Source organism: Parahaliea mediterranea (assembly GCF_017255185.1).
GTDB lineage: Bacteria > Pseudomonadota > Gammaproteobacteria > Pseudomonadales > Halieaceae > JAFKCZ01.
Genome location: NZ_JAFKCZ010000018.1, coordinates 79,685 through 96,830 on the forward strand (window position 1 = coordinate 79,685; position 17,146 = coordinate 96,830).

General features: G+C 63.3%; 11 protein-coding genes and 1 pseudogene. 7 read left to right on the forward strand and 5 right to left on the reverse strand.

Going from position 1 to position 17,146, the window contains the following annotated elements; translation table 11 throughout:
• Positions 1-40: 40 nt before the first annotated feature.
• The 6 genes from JYP50_RS19455 (at position 41) to secB (ending at position 11,075) form a co-directional block, all read left to right on the forward strand.
• Complete coding sequence (locus tag JYP50_RS19455; protein ID WP_206562233.1) at positions 41-2,452, forward strand: TonB-dependent receptor domain-containing protein; 2,412 nt, start codon at positions 41-43, stop codon at positions 2,450-2,452.
• Positions 2,453-2,775: 323 nt separating this feature from the next.
• Positions 2,776-6,132 (forward strand): amidohydrolase family protein, encoded by a 3,357-nt coding sequence (locus tag JYP50_RS19460; protein ID WP_206562234.1) that lies wholly within the window; start codon positions 2,776-2,778, stop codon positions 6,130-6,132.
• A 3-nt stretch (positions 6,133-6,135) separates the two neighbouring features.
• The gene (locus JYP50_RS22210) at positions 6,136-9,444 is read left to right on the forward strand and encodes an amidohydrolase family protein (protein ID WP_206562235.1); all 3,309 of its coding nucleotides are present in this window, start codon (positions 6,136-6,138) and stop codon (positions 9,442-9,444) included.
• A gap of 388 nt (positions 9,445-9,832) precedes the next feature.
• Positions 9,833-10,246, forward strand: a complete 414-nt coding sequence (locus tag JYP50_RS19470; protein ID WP_206562236.1) for a rhodanese-like domain-containing protein — start codon at positions 9,833-9,835, stop codon at positions 10,244-10,246.
• 15 nt (positions 10,247-10,261) lie between these two features.
• Entirely contained in the window at positions 10,262-10,525 is a 264-nt protein-coding gene (gene grxC, locus JYP50_RS19475) for a glutaredoxin 3 (protein ID WP_206562237.1), read from the forward strand.
• Between the two features lie 40 nt (positions 10,526-10,565).
• Entirely contained in the window at positions 10,566-11,075 is a 510-nt protein-coding gene (gene secB / locus JYP50_RS19480; RefSeq protein WP_206562238.1) for a protein-export chaperone SecB, read from the forward strand.
• Positions 11,076-11,314: 239 nt separating this feature from the next.
• Here the strand turns inward: secB and JYP50_RS19485 are convergent, their stop codons facing one another.
• The 5 genes from JYP50_RS19485 to JYP50_RS19505 form a co-directional block, all read right to left on the reverse strand.
• A complete protein-coding gene (locus JYP50_RS19485; RefSeq protein WP_206562239.1) occupies positions 11,315-11,791 on the reverse strand; it encodes a tRNA (cytidine(34)-2'-O)-methyltransferase in 477 nt (158 codons plus the stop codon).
• 32 nt (positions 11,792-11,823) lie between these two features.
• On the reverse strand, positions 11,824-13,227 hold the full coding sequence (glnG, locus tag JYP50_RS19490) for a nitrogen regulation protein NR(I) (protein ID WP_206562240.1): 1,404 nt from the start codon (positions 13,225-13,227) through the stop codon (positions 11,824-11,826).
• Positions 13,211-14,281, reverse strand: a complete 1,071-nt coding sequence (glnL, locus tag JYP50_RS19495; protein WP_206562241.1) for a nitrogen regulation protein NR(II) — start codon at positions 14,279-14,281, stop codon at positions 13,211-13,213. Before glnL ends, glnG begins: the two co-directional genes overlap by 17 nt.
• A gap of 270 nt (positions 14,282-14,551) precedes the next feature.
• The gene (locus JYP50_RS19500) at positions 14,552-15,088 is read right to left on the reverse strand and encodes a DUF4124 domain-containing protein (protein ID WP_206562242.1); all 537 of its coding nucleotides are present in this window, start codon (positions 15,086-15,088) and stop codon (positions 14,552-14,554) included.
• Between the two features lie 61 nt (positions 15,089-15,149).
• Positions 15,150-15,638, reverse strand: coding sequence for a DUF4124 domain-containing protein (locus JYP50_RS19505; RefSeq protein WP_206562243.1), 489 nt, complete (start codon positions 15,636-15,638; stop codon positions 15,150-15,152).
• 1,184 nt (positions 15,639-16,822) lie between these two features.
• Here JYP50_RS19505 and JYP50_RS19510 point away from each other — a divergent pair.
• Positions 16,823-17,146: pseudogene (locus JYP50_RS19510) on the forward strand (transposase); the annotation flags it as partial.

The following is a 17,146-nucleotide window of genomic DNA, read 5'->3' on the forward strand; positions in this document are numbered from 1 at the left end:
CAATTGGTTGCCGACCTAGAATAATGAGGGAGTTGTTTGTATGTCCAGACGTTCACAGTCGCCGCTTGCCGGTATGTTCCGCAGCGGTGTGTTGGCGGGACTGCTTGCGGTTGGCGCCGCGCCGCCCGCCAGTGCGCAATCACCAGTGCACGATTTCAATATTCCTTCCGGCAGCCTGTCGCGCGCCCTATTGGCGTTTTCCGCGCAGGCCGATGTCACCTTGATGGCGCCCGATCAGCTGGTCGACGGCAAGTCGGTGTCCGCCCTGCGGGGGGAAATGAGCAGCGACCAGGCCCTGGAGGAGTTGCTGCGCGGCAGCGGTCTGCAGTATCGCCGCGAGCCGGATGGCGGCCTGGTTATATTTGCCCCGGCCGCGCGCGCCTCCGGCGATGCCCGGCGGGCGCCGGCGGCGGAGGCTAGCGCCCGGTCCGCGGCGCTCCGCCAGCGCATTGCCATCGAGGAGGTGGTGGTGACCGCGCAAAAACGCGAGCAGAGCATTCGCGACGTGCCCATCAGCGTCGCGGCCCTCGGCGGCACCGAGTTGCAGCAGCGGCGGATCACCGATTTTTCCGACCTGTCGATGGCGGTGCCCAGCCTGTCGATTCCCGAGCGGGGCGGGGCGGGGGACCGCTTTATCTTCCTGCGCGGCATGGGCAGTATCCAGGGCAGCACGCCCCTCGTGGGCATCTACCTCGACGAGGCCAGTGTCACTACCTTTCCAGGGGCCTCTTTGAACCTGCAAACCTACGACATGGCGCGGGTGGAAGTACTGCGCGGACCGCAGGGCACGCTCTACGGCGTGGGGTCGATGGGCGGCACGATCAAGTTCATCACCGAGGAGCCCCGGCTCGACGAGGTGGGTGGGCGCTTCGACGCTTCCGCCAGCACCACCCAGGGGGGCGATCCCAGCTACCGGCTGAACGGCGTGGTCAATATGCCGCTGGTGCGGGACGAAATGGCGCTGCGCGTGGTGGGGACCTACGTCAACGACGGCGGCTGGATCGACCAACCCGCGTTGGACCGGGACAATATCGACGACGAGGAGCTGGCGGAGGTCCGGGCCCGGCTGCGCTGGCTGGCCACCGAGCGCCTTGAGCTCAACGCCATGGCGATTGTTCATCGCGGCGACTCGGGCGCCCCGAGCACCGGGGAGGATGCCGACGGCAATTACACCCAGGCCTACCTCGATCCCACCACACCCTCCGGCGGTCACGACTACGAGTTGTACAACCTGACCCTGGACTACGACCTTGACAGCGCGCACCTGCTGTCCACAACCAGCTATGTGGATGCCGAGCGGCGGCAGCGGGAGATCGGTTATCGCGTGCCCTTCGGCCTGGACGAGGCCAGCCTCTTCCACGCCAAGTTCGACGAGGACAGCATCAGCCAGTCCTTTACCCAGGAACTGCGCCTGAGCTCCGCCGGGGCCGGGCCCTGGAACTGGTTGGTGGGCGCCTTCTACCGGGACGCGGAACTGGACAGCACCTTCGAGGACTTCAAGTTCGGGCCTCCGGGCGAGCCCTTCTTTTTCGATGTGCTGACCAACGTCCAAACCCAGTCCTGGGCGGTGTTCGGAGAAACCAGTTACAGCTTCAACGACCGGCTGGAGATCGGTGTGGGCCTGCGCTACTTCGAGGACCGCCAGGAGGCCTCGGACTTTGTCGCCGGTACCGAGGACGAGGCGACCTTCGATTCCGTCAGCCCGCGCCTGTTCGTGAGCTACGATCTCAACGACGAAATCAAGATTTATGCCAGCGCCTCGGAAGGCTTTCGCAGCGGCGGCCTGGCGGGTGGCATCGGCGTGCGACCCTTTGAGCCGGATACGGTATGGTCCTATGAACTCGGCTCCAAGATGGCGTTGCTACAGGGGCGGATGAATGCCGACGTCGCCGTGTTTTACTCCGACTACAAGGACACCCAGGTCGACAGTATCAACCTGGTGGGCGAGGATCTGCGGCAATTCACCAGCAACGCCGGCGACGCCGAAATCCAGGGTATCGACTGGGAGCTCTCGGTGCTGGCCACGGCAAACCTCAGCCTTGGCCTGGGCGGCGAAGTGATCGACACCGAGTTTGTGGAAATCAACGCCGTGTCCGCTTCCCACGCGGTGGGCGACCCGCTGGACTTTATTCCGGATTACCACGTGAGCCTCTGGGGGCAGTACGACACCGAGTTGTTTGGCTGGTCCGACAGCTATATCCGGGTGGATTACACGCAAAAAGGGCCCTCGCGCTACGGGAACCGCACGATCTGCTCCTGCTATGAGTCCTATTCCGGGACCATCAATATGCTGAACGCCATCGTCGGCCTGGGTGCCGAGGACTGGAGTATCAAGCTGTTCGCCAAGAACATCCTCAACGACCGGGGCTATGTCGACGCGGAGTCGATCGAGCAGATTGCCGCCCGGGCGCGACCGCGCACAATCGGCGTCGAAATCGGCATGAGTTTCTAGCGCGGATTTGTGGTAGCCAGGGGTTCGAGGCGACTCTGTAGATACCCCCTCGGAGCTCGCCAAGGCCTCTGGCTACCTCTTTTTTTCCGGCTGTGTGGTGTCAGTCGGAGGATTCCAGCGAGGAGTCTTCCGCTCGAATAATACTGATAAAAGTTTTTACCGTAGAAGCTGTTTGCAATCACGGAATGTCGGCTCCGGCGGGCCCGTGACCGGGGCGAACAAGCCGGCTTGGGGCCTCCCGCAAGCTCGGATTCCCCACCTTCGCGTCTGTGGCATAGGCGTCGTCGTCAACCAGCTCTACGGGCTATCGCGAGTTCTAGTCTATGTGCAAGAAAAATTCTTTGTGGCGGGTACCGGTAAGGAGCGCGGCGGTCGGCCTGATCAATCTATTCGTTGCCGGCGCATGGGGCGCATCGGGTGATGATTGGGATATTGCCAATACTGGCCAGCCGTACTATGACGCGGAGTTTGCCGTCGACGAAGGGACGTGGATGAGCGTCGATGTGAGTCCCGACGGTAAAACCCTGGTGTTTGACCTGCTGGGAGATATCTATCGCATGTCGTCCAGCGGCGGCGAAGCCTCGTTGGTGCACGGTGGTCCGGCGATACAACGCATGCCGGGCTTCAGCCCCGATGGGAAGAGGATCGTTTATATCAGTGATGAAAGTGGCAGCGACAACGTCTGGATCTCGGATGTCGATGGTGGAAACCCGCTGCAGGTCTCCCGCGAGACGGTTGATGTGATGACCTCGCCAACCTGGTCCGCGTCCGAAGACTACATTATCGCGACAAAGAAATACGCGGATTTCGCCAAGGTCCGCTCTTCCGAAATACGCCTGTTCCATGTGCAAGGCGGAGAGGGGCATTTGTTGGTGGAGACGCCGCCCAACCAGGAAATCGTTAACGAGGCGGATCTCAGCGACGATGGCCGCTACCTCTTCTTCACCGAGAAGGTGTCCGGTGCGAGTATTTTTATCGACGCCAACCACAAGAATTTTGTCATTAAGCGCCGGGATATGCTCAGCGGCAAGAGCGAAACCCTGGTCGAGGGCTTTGGCGGAGCTGTCACGCCGCAAGCATCGCCCGATGGCAAGAACCTGGCATTTGTGCGTCGGGTGAAAGACAAGACCGTACTGTTTGTTTACGACCTCGCCACTGGCGAGCAAAAGCCGCTCTACGACGCCCTCGACCGCGACTTGCAGGCGGAGTTTATCGCCCAGGGCACCTACTACCCGCAGTACGGCTGGTTTCCGGATAGCCGGCATCTGGCCATTTGGGGCAAAGGAAAAATCTTCCGCGTTGATGCCCTGACCGGCAAGGCGCAAGAAATACCGTTCACTGCCCACTCGCGTCACCGCTATACGCGTGTGGCGGATTTCAAGCAGGATCTGGCGCCAACGCGGGTCGCGGCCAAGGCGGTGAAGAGCCTGGCGGCATCGCCACACAATGACTGGTATGTGCTGGAGGCCCTGGGCGGACTGTGGAAAAAAGCGCCGACAGGGGAGGCGGTGCGTATCACCGAGTCCGGCGTGCGGGCCGCGGATCCCGCGATTTCCCCCGACGGGCGGCGAATAGCCTATGTGCGCTGGGATGATGAAAAGGGCAGTGCCATTGAGTTGATGGATGCCGAAGGCAACCGCGTCAAGACTGTCATCGCGTCGCGCGGCATTATTCGCCAGCCTTCATTCTCTGCGGATGGCAAGAAGCTGGTTTACCAGGTCGATTCCGGCGATATCTGTGTCGGCGGTTTCCCCGCCAAGGCCGGCCTCTACTGGGTTGATATCCGAAGCGGGAAAAACCACTTTGTCTCCGCGGCTGGCGAAACGCACTTCAAGACCGAGGCGGGCCCAAGGCCGAAATTCTCGTCCGATGGCCAGCGCATCTTTTACACCTACGTTTCCAAGGACGAGGAGGCTTCACACTATGGCTACGAGGCGCGAATCAGCAAGCTCGAAAGTGTGAGCCTGAACGGTTCAGACGTGGTGGTTCATGCGCAGGCCGCCGGAACCGATGTCTCGGATCTGACCCTGAGCCCGGACTCGCGCTGGCTGGCATTCAAGGCGTACCAGCAATACTACGTGATGCCGTATGTACAGAGCGGTCGTCCCATTACCGTATCCCCCCAGGCGGGAGTATCCGTGGCGCGTATCTCGGAGGATGGGGGCTATGGCCTCGCCTGGGCGCGGTCCTCTGATCGAGTGTACTGGTTGTTTGGCGACAAGCTTGTCGAAACAGCGGTTCCCGGAACCCCCTCTTCCCCGTCGCGGCATGACGGGGGGCAGGTATTGCCAGGCCGCGACATACCGCTTGAAATCTCGACGCCCGCGGATACGCCGGACGGTGTGTTGGCCTTAACCGGGGGCCGAATTATCACGATGGAGGGCGACAGGGTTATTGAAAACGGCACGTTGATTGTCGAGGCAAACCGGATTGCCGCGGTGGGAGAGCAAGGCGATGTGTCGATTCCCGAAGGCGCGAAAGTCATCGACGTCCGCGGCAAAACGCTGATGCCGGGATTGATCAATATGCACGGACATATCGAGGAGTGCTACTACGACACCGCCGGTATCACGCCGCAGAAACACCCGGCCCATTACGCCTCCCTGGCATTTGGTATTACGACGAATTTCGATCCCTATGCCTCGGAGCTGGCCAGCTACGCCGCCGCGGAAATGCGGCAAGCGGGCGAAACCGTGGCGCCAAGGCTGCTCAGCAGCGGCAGTGTGGTCTATGGCCGTCCGGGCAAGGTTGACGGAACCTATGTGCCGGTCCGGGGATACGATGACGCCGCGAGCCTTATGCGCAGGAAGCGTGCGTTGGGCGGGACGATTATCAAGAGCTACCGCCAGCCCATGCGCAGTCAGCGGCAGCAACTGGTCAAGGCGGGCCGCGAGGCGGGTATTGCGGTGGATGCGGAAGGAGAGAGCCATTTTTACCACAATCTTTCCATGGTGCTTGATGGACACCTGAACCTCGAACACAACCTGCCGCTGGCCAACTATTACGAGGACGTCGTTCAGTTCATGGCCCACGGGGGCACCGCGAATACTCCGACCCTGGTCGTCACCTTTGGTGAAATAGCGGGCGAAAACTATATGTATCAGACGACCCGGGCCTGGGACGACCCCAAGGTGAAGGCCTACCTGCCAAAGTCGGTTAGCAGTTACAGCGCGATCAATCCGCCTCCAGCGGCGCCGTTCCACGTGCGGAGTATGACCACGCTTCACGCCGCGGAGGAAATCTGGGATATCGGCTTCCGCGCTGTGGCGCGCGCCACCAGCAAGCTCGACAAGGCCGGGGTTACCATCCACGCGGGCTCCCACGGGCAGGTGCAGGGCCTGGGTCTGCACTGGGAAATGTGGTTGCTGGCGGAAGGCGGAATGACCTCGCAGCGCGTGCTGCGTGCCGCGACAATCAACGGCGCCAGGACCCTGGGCGTGGATCACCAGGTTGGGAGCATCGCCGTGGGTAAACTGGCCGATATTGTCGTGCTGGACAGGAATCCGCTGGAAGACATCCGCCATACCAACAGCGTGCGTTACACGCTGCTGAACGGCCGGATGTACGACGCGCTCACCATGAACGAGACGGGTAACTACGACCGCAAGCGCGGTAAATTCTACTGGGAAACCGGGGATTACAACGGGATCGAGTGGAACAAGGCGTGGGGGGGTAAGTAGGCCGTGCCGGGGATTAAAGGTGTGGGGGGCGTCGCCCTGGCGGCAATCGCCGCGTGCATGGGCATCCGCTGGGTACTGGTGCCGGAAAGCGCGGACTGGGATGTTGGCGACACGGGGCAGCCTTACTACGAGGCCGAATTTCGCGTCGATGAAGGCACCTGGATGAGTGTCGATGTCAGCCCGGACGGCAAGACATTGCTGTTTGATCTGTTGGGCGATATCTACCAGTTGCCGGTGGGCGGCGGGGAGGCCCGCCTGATTCACGGCGGGCCGGCCATGCAGCGCATGCCCGCCTTCAGTCCCGATGGAGCGCGCATCGTCTATATCAGTGATGCCGGTGGCAGCGACAATCTGTGGGTATCGGACAGCGATGGCAGTCACGCCAGGCAGGTCTCCCGCGAGACGGTCGATGTACTGACGTCCCCGGACTGGAGCGAGTCCGCCGAGTATATTGTCGCCACAAGGTACGATGCGGCCTTCGCCAATATGCGATCCTCGGAGATTCGCCTCTTCCACGTGGATGGCGGCCCGGGCCATCTACTGGTGGCAACGCCTTCCAATGGCCGGGATGTAAACGAGGCCCGATTGAGTGGCGATGGCAGGTTCCTGTTTTATTCCGAGCGCGTGGAAGACACGCATATTTACGTGGATGCCAACCACAAGAACTTTGTGATCAAGCAGCTGGATTTGCACAGCGGTGACCAGAAGACCCTCGTGGGGGGCTTTGGCGGGGCGATCTCGCCGCAGGTGTCGCCGAACGGCCGCTACCTGGCGTTTATCCGTCGGGTTAGGGACAAGTCGGTGCTGTTCAAATACGACAGGCAGTCGGGGGAGCAGACACCCGTCTACGACGGCCTGGAACGCGATCTGCAGGGCGACTTCGTGCCTCACGGCGCGTACTACCCGCGCTACGACTGGTTTCCCGACAACCGGCACGTGGCTATCTGGGCGGGGGGAAAGCTATTGCGTGTCGATATGGCCGGTGGCGGGGCGGAGCCGATACCGTTCTCGGTGACCAGCCGGCATCGTTATACCGAGGTTCCCGACGTGCCCGTCGAACTCGCGCCCGAGCATATCGCGGTCAGGGCCATCGGCGATGTGGCCGTATCGCCGAAGGGCGGGAACCTGGTGTTCAGCGCGGTGGGTGCATTGTGGCTCGCTTCGGCGGAAGGGAAACCGGTGAAGCAAGTAGGCGGGGACGATGCGTCTTTCGCCGCGGAACCCCGGTATTCCCCGGACGGCAGCAGGCTGGCCTACGTCAGTTGGGAGGATGCGAAGGGCAGCAGCTTGAATCTGGTCGGCGCCAGTGGCGAGGACCGGGAAACGGTTGCGGCGAGTCGCGGTGTGATTCGCGAGCCCGCCTTTGCGCCCAATGGCGACAAAATTGTTTACTGGATTGGGGCCGCCGATAAAAACCGGGGCGGCTATGGAGTAAAGCCGGGACTGTATTGGCTGTCGCTGGTCGATGACACTCGCGGCTACATCGATGTTGCGGCGAGGGCGCCGCGGTTCTCGGCCGATGGAGAGAGGATCTACTTCTCCCGGGTTATTACGGACAACGACACGGGATCGCTCTACGCGGGCGTTGAGCATATTACCCAGCTGGAAAGCACCCGCCTGGACGGCACCCAGCGGCGCATACACGCCCGCGGCGCGGATACGGATATTCACGAATTCCACTTGAGTCCCGATGGGCGCTGGCTGGCCTTCGCGAATTACCGGCACTACTACCTGATGCCCTATCGGGAGGCGGGCAAGCCAATTCTCGTCGCCAGGGAGGCCGCGGTGCCGGTCGGTCGAATTACCGAAACCAGTGGGCATAGCCTGAGCTGGGCGAGCGACTCCTCGCGAGTCTACTGGATGCGCGGGAGTACACTGCATGGCCGCGACCCGAGTGCGGTGATTGCCGGGGCCGGCGAGTCCAGGCCCGCGGTGGAGACGCGCCAGATAGAATTGACCCTGGCGACGGACGCCCCCACCGGGAGCCTGGCTTTGCTGGGTGGGCGAATCATCACCATGCGCGGCGAGGAGGTTATCGATAACGGGGTGCTGGTGGTCACCGGCAACCGGATTACCGCCCTGGGGGTCCTGGGTGAAACCGACATCCCGGCAACGGCAAAACGTATCGATGTCTCGGGTAAAACGCTGATGCCCGGTTTGGTGGACATGCACGGGCATATCGACTGCTGCGGTGACGGCGGCGTACCGCCGCAGAAGCAACCGCTGCGTTACGCGGCCCTGGCCCATGGCGTCACCACCAACTACGACCCGTACTCCACCGAGCTGTCCACCTACGAAAGTGCGGAAATGCAATTGACCGGGCGTATTGTCAGTCCGCGTTGGCTGGGGGCGGGCAAGGGGGTCTTCGGCCGGCGCGCCACCCCCGACAACAGCTTCTTCCCCATCGCTGGCTACGGGGACGCCGAGCGTGTCATCGCCGAAAAAGCTGCTCTGGGTGGCCGCGTACTCAAGAGTTATCGGCAGCCCATGCGTCGCCAGCGGCAACAGCTTGTCAAGGCGGGGCGCGAACACGGCATTCTGGTTGACGCCGAGGGGGAGAACCATTTCTACAACAACCTGACCATGATGCTCGACGGCCACATGGCGCTGGAGCACAACATCCCCGTGGCAAATTACTATGCGGACCTGGTGCAGTTCATGGCGCATTCCGGGACGGCGAACACACCGACGCTGATTACCCTGTTCGGGGAGGTCATGGGCGAGAACTACATGTACCAGAAGACCCGCGCCTGGGAGGACACAAAGGTACGCACCTATATCCAGGAAACCAACAGTAGCTACAGTCCGGTGAATGCTCCCCCGGCGGCGCCTCCCCACGTTCGCGGCATGACCACGCTCCACGCCGCGGAAGAGGTCTGGGATGTCGGTTTCCGGCCGGTGGCGCGCTCGATCGCCGCGCTCGACGCCGCCGGTGTCACCATCAATGCCGGGTCCCACGGCCAGATAGCCGGACTGGGTTTGCACTGGGAGATGTGGCTGCTGGCGGAGGGTGGGATGGACCCGCACCGCGTACTGCGTGCGGCCACCGTGAACGGTGCGCGGACCCTGGGTGTAGACGATCAGCTCGGAACCCTCGACGTGGGGCGTTTGGCTGACCTGATCGTTTTGGACAAAAACCCGTTGGAGGATATCCGCAATAGCAACAGCGTTCGCTATACCATGCTCAACGGTCGCTTGTACGACGCCTACAGCCTGGACGAAGTCGGTAATTACGATGTGCCCCGAACGCCCTTCTACTGGGAGCTACAGCAGTATAACGACGTGGATTGGAATCAGGCCTGGACGAACTAGTGCGTGTACGTGCCGTGTATATTCGCGTGGCGGCGAGTCTTCGGTTTCAATGGCCGTTCCTGTCCCGGGTGTTGTGGCCGCGACCAGTGGCCGGGCAACAAAGGCCGTGGTGACGGGAAGGTAGCGCGGGACCGATATGGCGGGTTCGCCGGGCGGCAACCGATCCATGAAGGATAATGAGAACCATTATCGCGCCTGGGCGAGCCTGACCGGCAGATGCCTGGGCCGGGGAGGGGCCCGGGCCCGTGCCGGCGGGCCCGCGGGGTTGGCTGCCTTCGCCGCCTGCCTGTATACTTGGCGCCTTTTTGAGCAGCGGTGGATTTCCGGTCGGTCGACGGTCCGGTAGCGCCGCCGGAATCCAGCCACCCAGACGGTTTACGACGCACGCATGGCCCTGTTTCTCGAGTTTCTCGCCCAGCAATGGATCCTGGCGGCCGCCCTGTTGGCGATGGTCGGCTTGCTGATCTTCCACGAGTCCCGCAAGGCGGGCCCCTCGGTGTCGCCCCAGCAGGCGATCAACCTGGTCAACAGCGAGAACGGGGTGTTCGTCGACCTGCGCGATGGCGGCGACTACAAGCAGGGCCACATCACCGGCGCCCTGCACCTGCCGGTGGGCAAACTCGACGCCCGCCTGTCGGAGCTTGAAAAGTACCGGGACAACCCCATTGTACTGGTATGCAAGATGGGCCAGCAGGCCGGCGCGGCGGGCAAGAAGCTCCGGGCGCAGGGTTTTGGCAAGGTCTACAAGATGGCCGGCGGCATGATCGAGTGGGGCAACCTGCAACTGCCGACCACCAAATAATACAAGCGCCACGACATGACAGCGAAAGTCACGCTCTACACCACCCCCTACTGCCCTTTCTGCATCCGGGCCAAGCAACTGCTGGACGGCAAGCAGGTCGCGTACACCGAGATCGGTATCGAGCGGGATCCGGCGCTGCGCCAGGAGATGATGCAGCGCAGCGGTCGTCGCACCGTGCCGCAGATATGGGTGGGCGAACGCCACGTGGGCGGCTTTGACGAGCTGGCGCAGCTGGAGCGTCGCGGGGAGCTGGACGACTTGCTGGTTCCGGCACCCTGACACAGTTAATCACTTTCTTTCACTAGCGGAGGACGGCTCCATGGCCGAAGAGCAAGCAGCAAACCAGCAGCAGGACCTGCCCCAACAGCAGTTCACCATGCAGCGCATCTACACCAAGGATCTCTCGTTTGAATCCCCCGGCAGCCCCGGCATTTTCCGCAAGCAGTGGCAGCCCAAGGTCAACGTGGACCTGAACACCAAGAGCGACAAGATCGACGACAACGGCAACTACGAGGTGGTGCTGACCATCACCATCACCGCCAAGGTGGACGATGAAACCGCTTTCCTGGTGGAAGTGCAGCAGGCCGGGATCTTCTTCATCTCCGGCATCGAGGGCGAAAACCTGCGCCGTGTGCTGGGCACCGCCTGCCCCAACATCCTGTTCCCCTACGCCCGCGAGAACATCGACGCGATTGTGGTGAAGGGCGGCTTCCCGCCGGTGATGCTGGCTCCGGTCAACTTCGAGGGCCTGTACCAGCAGGCGCTGGCCCAGGCTCAAGCCCAGGCCTCCGCGGAAGGCGCCGAGGGCGGCGAGGCGGCCACCCACTAGGGCTGTTCGCCGGCTGTGCCGAAGGGGCCCGAGTGGCCCCTTTTTCATGGGCGCGCTCGCCCCCCTTCATCGCGCGCTTGGCACGCCCCCTTCCTTGGCGCGCTTGTCACGCCCCCTTGTAGGGTCGAATTCATTCGACCAACCAGCGGCACAATGAATGGCGCCCTACAGGAGGTTCCCCCACCCCCCTGTAGGGTCGAATTCATTCGACCAACCTCAGCCGATGGCGACGCGCACAGTCAATTCAATCCGGGAAAATCCAGCTGCCGCAGGGCCTCGTACAGCACCAGCGCCGCCGCGTTGCTGAGATTGAGACTGCGGCTGTCGGCGCGCATGGGAATGCGGATGCGCTGGTCGGCGGGTAGGCTGTCGCGCAGCGCCGGCGGCAGGCCGCGGGTCTCGGGACCGAACAGCAGCGCGTCCCCGGACTGGTAGGTCACGCGATGATAGGCGGTGGCGCCGTGAGTGGTCATCGCCAGCAGGCGGGTATCCGGGTGCGCGCGCCGGTAGCTGTCCAGGTCGGGCCAGGTGCGCAGGGCGGCGAATTCGCGGTAGTCGAGGCCGGCGCGCCGCAGTCGCTTGTCGTCCAGCTCGAACCCCAGCGGCTCGATCAGGTGCAGGGGGCTGCCGGTGTTGGCGCACAGGCGGATGATATTGCCGGTATTCGGGGGAATCTCCGGCTGGAACAAAACGATGCTGGGCGGGGTGGCGGGCATGGCGGCAGTCTACCGGCCGCGCCGCGCCGCCGCTACATATTGAGGTCCTTCATCTTGCGGGTCAGGGTGTTGCGGCCCCAGCCCAGCAACTCCGCGGCGTCGCGCTTGCGGCCCTGGGAGTGTTGCAGGGCCACCTCGATCATCACCCGCTCAAACACCGGCACCGCCTGGCGCAGGATATGGTGCTTGCCCTGGATCAGCTCGTTGCGGGCCCACTTGTAGAGCAGGTCGCGCCAGTCACTGGGCTCGGCGCCCTCCGCCGGCGGCGGGGTCTTGCCCAGCTCCGGCGGCAGGTCGCGCAGGTGAATCTCGCGGCCCGAGGCCATCACCGTGATCCAGCGGCAGGTGTTTTCCAGCTGGCGCACGTTGCCCGGCCAGTCGAGTCCGGTCAGGTACTGTTCGGTTTCCGGCAGCAGCACCTTGGTCTCGCCGCCCAGCTCCTCGGCGGCCTTCTGGAAGAAGTACTGCATCAGCCGGGGGATGTCCTCGCGCCGCTCCGCCAGCTTGGGGATGTGGATGCGGATCACGTTGAGGCGGTGAAACAGGTCCTCGCGGAAATCCCCGGTCTGCACCAGCTCCTCCAGGTCCTGGTGGGTGGCGGCGATGATGCGCACGTCCACCTTCACCGGGGTGTGGCCGCCCACCCGGTAGAACTCGCCGTCCGCCAGCACCCGCAGCAGGCGGGTCTGGGTCTCCGGCGGCATGTCGCCGATCTCGTCCAGGAACAGGGTGCCGCCGTCGGCCTGCTCGAAGCGGCCCTCGCGCTTGCTGTTGGCGCCGGTGAAGGCGCCCTTTTCGTGGCCGAACAGCTCCGACTCCATCAGGTCGCGGGGAATCGCCGCCATGTTCAGGGCGATGAAGGGGCTGGCGGCGCGGGGGCTGTGGCGATGCAGGGCGCGCGCCACCAGCTCCTTGCCGGTGCCCGACTCACCGTTGATCAACACCGTGATATTGCTGTGCGCCAGGCGGCCGATGGCGCGAAATACCTCCTGCATCGCCGGCGCCTCGCCGATGATCTCGGTGCGCGGGATGGTCTCCGGCAGGGGCATTTCGCCGCGCTTTTCCCGGGCCTGGGCCAGGGCGCGCTCGGTGATGGCCACCACCTCGTCGATATCGAAGGGCTTGGGCAGGTACTCGAAGGCCCCGCGCTGGTAGGACTCCACCGCGCTGTCGAGGTCGGAATGGGCGGTGGTGATGATCACCGGCATGTCCGGGTGGCGTTCGTTGAGCATGGACAGCAGCGCCAGCCCGTCAGTGCCGGGCATGCGGATGTCGCTGATGATGACGTCGGGCTGCTCGTCCCGCAGTTGGTCCACGAGGGTCTCGGCGTCGGCGAAGCTGGCGTTGTCGATGCCCGCCTGGTTCAGGGCGCGCTCCAGCACCCAGCGAATCGAGCTGTCGTCGTCGACAATCCAGACCTTAGCTTGTCGTGTCATTGTGGCGTTCCATCGGTAGGTAAATCGAGAAGCGGGTGCGACCGGGTTCGCTCTCGCACTCCAGCTGCCCCCCGTGGCGGTTGATGATCGATTGCGCGATCGACAGGCCCAGGCCGGTGCCGTCGGCGCGCCCGGTCACCATGGGCACGAAGATCGACTGCTGCAATTCCTCGGGGATGCCGGGGCCGTTGTCGGTGATGTCGATACGGCATACCAGCCGGTGCCGGTGGGCGCCGATCGTGTACTGGCGCTGGGAGCGGGTGCGCAGGCAGATGTGGCACTGCTCGGGGGACGCGGCGGCCTGCAGCGCATTGCGCATGATGTTGAGAACCGCCTGGATCAGCTGGGTCCTGTCGCCCGGCAGGTCCGGCAGGCTCGGGTCGTAGTCGCGGCTGATCGTCACCCGCTGGTCCGACTCGGCGTCGATCAGGTTGCGCACGTGCTCGATGACCTCGTGCACATTGATCATCGACAGTTCCAGCTGGTGGTGCGGTCCCAGCAACCGGTCCACCAGATCCCGCAGCCGGTCGGCCTCGCGGATAATGACCCGGGTGTACTCCGCCAGGCCGTCGTCGGGCAGTTCCCGGGCCAGCAGTTGCGCCGCGCCGCGCACTCCGCCCAGGGGGTTCTTGATCTCGTGTGCCAGGCCGCGGATCACCGCCCGGGTGGTTTCCTGGGCCTGCTGCATGCCCTCTTCGCGGCTGATGCGCTGCAGGCGGTCCACCGGTTGCAGCTCCAGCAGCAGGGTTTCCAGTTCGCCCTCAAGGAGGATCGGCGTGGCGAACAGGTCGAGGTGGATCGGCGCGCCCGAGTGCAGCGTCAGCGACATTCCCCGGCGGGCCAGGGGGGTTCGGTCGGTGGTCACCTGGCGCAGGGTGGCCAGTAGCTCGCCCGGTTCGGCGCACAGCTGGCCGGCGTCCTGCCCCAGTACCCGGGCTTCGGAAACCTCCATCAGAGCCTGGGCGGAGGCATTGATGGCGGTGATCCGCAGCTGTGCGTCCAGGGCGATTACCCCGGTACTCAGATTGTCGAGAATGTCCTGCTGCTGCGTCATGCTTGCCCCACGATTGACCGCTTTGCCACGGCATGCATCTTGACTTAGCAAAAATAGAGCCAAAAAGATGCACCTGGGCCCGGAAAGCGCAAAAAATTGAAAAATCTTGCAATTTCAGGCAGCTAGCGGGTGTCGCGCGGAAGTGTGACGATCCGGCTCGCCCTGTTGGCCCCGCTTTGGTGCCAATGAGTGGCGCCTGAAGACGAATTGCGCACCATTATGGTGCGCTCACCGGCGAGGGCTGTCCAGCGCCGTCGCCGGCGGCCCGCCTCAGTTGTTCCGGAACTTGATGGAGGGACGGTGGACGTAGACGGTGACGGCGTCCGACGTGGTGAGCACCTCGCCCTTGGCGGACTTGCGCTGCACGGTCAACTCGTGGGCGCCGCGGAAGACGTTGGTCAGGTCCCAGTTGGTTCCGGTCTGCGCCGGGCCCCGGTCGGCGCCGTCGATCTGCAGTTGCAGCACCTCCCCCGCGCGCAGCGGCGGGAAGGTGGAGGCGACCACGGAGAAATTGCCGGGCCCCATGGGGATGGTGGACTCGTCGGTGGGGAATTTGATCGACACGGTATAGTCGGGGCCCGCGGGTTCCTCCGGGGCCGGCTCCCGCGCTGGCAGGGGCGTGGGTGCGGGGGTGGTATTGAGCTGCTTGAGCTTTACTTCCTCGGCCGCGCGATCGCCGGCGGGCGGCTGGTCGGTGAACACGACGTTGCCGTTTTCGTCGGTGGTTTTGTAGATCTGGCCGAGCGCGGCACTGGCGCACAGGAGGCTGGCACAGGCCCAGGCCATCAGTGGCTTCTTCGCGTTCATGGCGTCGCCTCGCTGTGTGATCGAACCTACCTTAACAGAATCCGTGTGGCCGACGAACTGCTCAGTCGCGCGGCAATATGGGCCGCATGAGCTGGGCGTTGCGGTGCAGTGCGCCGCCGCGCAGCGGAGGCCGGATATCGGGGCGCGATCTACTGTGGTGGTGTCGGCGGGGGTGGTAGACCGGGTAGGGATAGTAACCGGGGTTGTAGAGTTCGCTGTAGTACCGATCCACCGGCGCCCGGTCGGCGACCTGGCTGGCCTTGCGTGCCTCTTCGCGCAGTTGCGCCCGGTGCTGCTCGCGCTGGCGGCGGTCGGCGGCCATGCGGTCGGTGGTTGCGCGCATGTTGTCGAGCCGCTGCCGGGAGGCTGCGTCGGTGAGGGGCTCGGGGGTGTGGATTTGCAGGGTTTCGGTGGCGGCGCCATCTTCGGGCGGGGTATCGGAGAAGGTGACATGGCCCCGGTCGTCGACGGTTTTGTAGACGGTGGCGGGGGCGGCCTGCGCGGTGGTGGTCGCGGTGATGAGTGCCAGAAGCAGGAGTCTGATGTTCATGGCTCAAGTATAGCCGTGTAACGTACGCTTTGTTTTTCGTGTCTGTGTCTGTGTCTGTGTCTGTGTCTGTGTCATTGTCCTGATCCTGATCCTGATCCTGATCCTGATCCTGATCCTGATCCTGATCCTGATCCTGATCCTGGTGCTGGTGCTGGTGCTGGTGCTGGTGCTGGTGCTGGGGGCGGCCTGGCGGCCGCTGCGTCGCTCCGGCGCAGGCCAGGTGCTTTTTGGCCCTCTGCTACGGGGCATGCGGTGCGTTTGCCTTGTTGCTTCTTGCAGGGGGCGTTGCTTGGGGGGGAGGTTGGTCGACCCGGGTGATACTGATGATTGGGCGCGGTTGTTTGGGGGGTGTCCGGGCGAGTGGGCTGCGGGGTTGCTGCCACTAAGCGGATGTGGTGTTCGCGCCGACCCCTGCGCGCCGGGCCAAAAAGACCTGACCTACCCGCGGATCAACGCGGGGTGCCAATCGGTGGGTGAGGGTGCAATTGTCCGGCCTGGGGTTGGTCGAATGAATTCGACCCTACAGGGGGGGCTGCCTGCCCTTGTAGGGCGGAATTCATTCCGCCGCTTTTCGGCCGCATAAATTCGACCCTACAGGGGGGGCTGCCTGTCCTTGTAGGGCGGAATTCATTCCGCCGCTTTTCGGCCGCATAAATTCGACCCTACAGGGGGGCTGCCTGTCCTTGTAGGGCGGAATTCATTCCGCCGCTTTTCGGTCGCATAAATTCGACCCTACAGGGGGGCTGCCTGTCCTTGTAGGGCGGAATTCATTCCGCCGCTTTTCGGCCGCATAAATTCAACCCTACAGGGGGTGTGCTGCCTGTCGCTGTAGGGCGGACAGCGGGCCCCTCTTTTCGGGTCATTTATTCCGCCGCTGTTTGGTCGAATAAATTCGACCCTACACGAAAGGCAGCAACGATCGCACTGAACGGCTCGTCAACGTTCCCCGCGTTGGGACGCGGTGGGTGGTGCCTCTTTTGTGCAGCGCAGGGGAGTCGGCGCGAGCACTGCATCGATTTAGTGGCAACGCGACCGCGGCACCCTCCAGCGGACTACCGAGGTTACGAAGCCCTAAAGCCATGCCCGGCAATCGGGCCATTCGAAGTTAGGAGCAACTTGGAGTGGTTCAATGGATGTGGCCAGCCCAGTTAAGGGATAATACCCTCAACTGGAGACTGTACTACATGACCTCGAGAAAGAAGTATTCGAAAGAATTCAAGCTGGACGCGATCAGCCTCGTGCTGGAGCAAGGTTATAGCCGTGCGGAAGCCGCCCGCAGCCTGGAGATCAATGCCAATATGCTGGGCCGCTGGATCAAAGAACACGCAAAGGGCGATGGAAAGGCTTTTCGTGGCAATGGCAAGCTCACGGCGGAGCAGGCTGAAATCCGGAAGCTCCGGGAAGAAAATCGCCGCTTAAAGATGGAGAAAGACATCTTAAAAAAGGCAACGGTCTTCTTTGCCAAGGAAACGCGGTGAAATACGCGTTCATCACCCGACACAAGAAGA

What these genes read in the sequence shown, in the direction of transcription:
- JYP50_RS19455 (WP_206562233.1), top strand. Translation starts at nt 41, where the DNA reads ATGTCCAGACGTTCACAGTCGCCGCTTGCCGGTATGTTCCGCAGCGGT.
- JYP50_RS19500 (WP_206562242.1), bottom strand. Translation starts at nt 15,088, where the DNA reads ATGAACGCGAAGAAGCCACTGATGGCCTGGGCCTGTGCCAGCCTCCTG.
- secB (WP_206562238.1), top strand. Translation starts at nt 10,566, where the DNA reads ATGGCCGAAGAGCAAGCAGCAAACCAGCAGCAGGACCTGCCCCAACAG.
- glnL (WP_206562241.1), bottom strand. Translation starts at nt 14,281, where the DNA reads ATGACGCAGCAGCAGGACATTCTCGACAATCTGAGTACCGGGGTAATC.
- grxC (WP_206562237.1), top strand. Translation starts at nt 10,262, where the DNA reads ATGACAGCGAAAGTCACGCTCTACACCACCCCCTACTGCCCTTTCTGC.
- JYP50_RS19460 (WP_206562234.1), top strand. Translation starts at nt 2,776, where the DNA reads ATGTGCAAGAAAAATTCTTTGTGGCGGGTACCGGTAAGGAGCGCGGCG.
- JYP50_RS19470 (WP_206562236.1), top strand. Translation starts at nt 9,833, where the DNA reads ATGGCCCTGTTTCTCGAGTTTCTCGCCCAGCAATGGATCCTGGCGGCC.
- JYP50_RS19485 (WP_206562239.1), bottom strand. Translation starts at nt 11,791, where the DNA reads ATGCCCGCCACCCCGCCCAGCATCGTTTTGTTCCAGCCGGAGATTCCC.
- JYP50_RS19505 (WP_206562243.1), bottom strand. Translation starts at nt 15,638, where the DNA reads ATGAACATCAGACTCCTGCTTCTGGCACTCATCACCGCGACCACCACC.
- glnG (WP_206562240.1), bottom strand. Translation starts at nt 13,227, where the DNA reads ATGACACGACAAGCTAAGGTCTGGATTGTCGACGACGACAGCTCGATT.